We start from the raw sequence: 2,672 nt of genomic DNA, 5'->3' as shown, positions 1-2,672 counted from the left end.
TCGGAAGTGGGACTTTAGTCCTGCCTTTTGATGCTTGAATTAACAACTGACCAGAAAGCAAACTCATTCTGTTTGTTTTAAACCCGTTTGCCCTGGGGGAAAGGGGTCAATATTTGATCTAATCGCTTTTCTACTATATTGATCCCTTAAACTCACACGTTTCGGCTCAGATAAGGAACTAAAATAAAAATTAAAGCGATTAACTCAAATCTTACCCCCTTAATCTTTATGCTAGCATTCCGATGGCTTACCTCATCAGATTTTTCTTTTTAACCCGCTTTAAATAATAGTGCTCGACTATTTAGCCCCTCTTTTAGCGCTACCTGACAGCGATTCCCTGCTTCAGATAACAGTTTTTCTCCCGTCCAAAAATCATACCATCCCCCCTTTCCTTGACCATCTAACACTATTTTTTTGCTCGTATCACCTTGATAATTGAATAAAATATGTAATTCCCCCATTTCACCTAGCGGGAGCTTTCCATGAGTAACAGAAAAATCATCAAACACAGCTGAGTCTTGCGTTATTGCTTGCCTTGATATTAAAGCGGATAAGCTCTGAAGTGCAAAATCATCTAATTTATATAATGGATCGCCCGACAATAGCAAGCCACCACTAGCAAGCAGTACATCACGATGAAAACGGTAATTTTCAGCACTTGTCGCTTGCCCTTCTATGGAGATAAAAGTGGCGCAATCAGGGTCGATTTGCCACAAGCGCTGATGTTGCCAACTGCGCAGAAACGTTTCTTTGGCAATTTGTTCAAAACGATGCCCTTGTCGTTCAACATCATCAGAAACACGCATGGCATCAACTAAACCTAAAGAGGGCCACATTGCAGCATTACAGCCTAATAACCATGCATCCCCCGCACCTTTTGCTATTGCTTGCATGCCCAAACGGTAAGCTTGTATGCCCGTCATGGTATTTTCATCACGACAACCTTTTAATATTCCCCAATAATTGGCATCAAGTTTAAATAATTCAATGCCCCATTCCTGACGCATAGTACGTACCACATGCGTTAAATGAGCACAGACTTCAGGTTGACTACAATCAAGAATGTACCAAGGTGTACAACGCCATCCACCATAGGTGATATCTTCTGCTTTCAATAAATCACCGTTTTTGTGGCGCAAAAACCATTCTGGATGTTCTTTAAATACGGCAGACTCTACTTGTGCTATAAACGGGGCCATCCAAATAGCAGGCTTTTTTCCTTTGGCTTTTATATCTGCAATGACTTTTTTTACGCCACCACTAAAATGTTCAGAAGGGACTAACCAATCCCCCATATAGGCTTGATATCCATCATCTAATAATACCCATTGCAATTCATCTAGTTGACCAGACATAACATCAACATTCTTATGAATATTTTCTTCTGAGATACTCGCATAATAGGCATACCAAGAGCACCAACCAATGGGTGCTGTTTGTGTTACACCTAAGCGAGGTTGATGATGGCAACGAATCAACTGTGCAAAATCATCGTACAATTTATTAAGGTCTGCTCCTTGCAAAACAGTGATAGATTCTAATTCACAGTTATTAGCTTGAGCATGCGCCAAAATTGTACTGTTTTCTGCATCAATATAAGCGTTAAGTTTATTGTCAGTAAATTCAAAATATCCTGAAAAACAAAAACATGAGGTAAAACCAAAGAGGGTAAATTGATCGTTATCAGCAATCACTAAATAATTATAATAGCGCTTTGCGTCCTGAGTAGCATAAACCCGATAGCTATCATTGTTATCGGCACAACGTCCAAGATCAATGGGGTTATTTAACGTGCCCACCGTTTGAGCGAGCATTTGTAAACCATCCCCCACAACCATCGCATCGCCATGAATAGGAAAATCAAACTCAGCAAAGCTAACTTGTTGTGAATGAAACGAAGGACTTTGCGCACTTAAAAAGTAGCTTACTAGCTCCTGCCCTTTTAATTCATAGCAAATTTGATCGACGCTAAGGTTTGCCGAAATACCACAAGGAAAAGTTACAACCGTTTGTATTGCCATGACTTATTTTATTCCCTATCTACTTAGCGCGAGATAAGAGCCAGCAGCTATCATAATGCTACCCGCACTCTGGTTTAATCGTTTATGGACCTTTGGTGTTTTTAGCAGGTTTGCCATTCGGCTTGCCCAAAAAGCAATCAGCATTAGTCCTGATATCAGCGTAATCGATGAAAGTACTGCGGCCAATGCAATGTCTTGGGCTTTCAAAACGGTCAAATCAATAAACGTTGGCAAAAATGCCCGGACCTGGGGTAATTGCAAAAATAAATATAGCAATAAAAAGGTAATTGCAGCTTCGATAGACATTTTACACCCCTTACTTTTTCACAAATATAATGACTATACCCGTTACCAATCAAAGTGCTTTATTCAGTCGTCAGCTCGGACACTAAGACAAGGCGCAGTATGATGACCTTACGAGAGATTAATAAAAAGACATTAATCCTCTCTCGGTAGAATGAAATAAAAGATTTTCATTCTTTAATGGCTAGCCCTTATCGAATACTGCAACGCCGAATTACCATAGTTGCACAAAAGGCGAGCTGACGACCCGAAGGGCAAGCTTTGAGGCAAGCATCTTCGTTGTCTTTCGAGAGATTAACAAAAAGACGTTAATCCTCTATCGACATTGATTAAATGCCAGCATTTAAC

The 2,672-nt window shown here is 40.2% G+C and carries 2 protein-coding genes; both read right to left on the bottom strand.

The window, feature by feature from the left end:
* Positions 1-269: 269 nt before the first annotated feature.
* Positions 270-2,021 (bottom strand): glycoside hydrolase family 36 protein, encoded by a 1,752-nt coding sequence (locus G322_RS0118615; protein WP_022943182.1) that lies wholly within the window; start codon positions 2,019-2,021, stop codon positions 270-272.
* 15 nt (positions 2,022-2,036) lie between these two features.
* Positions 2,037-2,327, bottom strand: a complete 291-nt coding sequence (locus tag G322_RS21430; protein ID WP_245542352.1) for a hypothetical protein — start codon at positions 2,325-2,327, stop codon at positions 2,037-2,039.
* Positions 2,328-2,672 lie beyond the last annotated feature (345 nt).

This window comes from Psychromonas hadalis ATCC BAA-638 (assembly GCF_000420245.1).
GTDB classification, from domain to species: domain Bacteria; phylum Pseudomonadota; class Gammaproteobacteria; order Enterobacterales; family Psychromonadaceae; genus Psychromonas; species Psychromonas hadalis.
The sequence above is the reverse complement of the archived record's forward strand: the minus strand, read 5'-3'. Positions and strand labels throughout refer to the sequence as shown.

Bases quoted from the DNA above. Each gene is read 5' to 3' on its own strand.
- G322_RS0118615 (WP_022943182.1), bottom strand. From the start codon at position 2,021: ATGGCAATACAAACGGTTGTAACTTTTCCTTGTGGTATTTCGGCAAAC.
- G322_RS21430 (WP_245542352.1), bottom strand. From the start codon at position 2,327: ATGTCTATCGAAGCTGCAATTACCTTTTTATTGCTATATTTATTTTTG.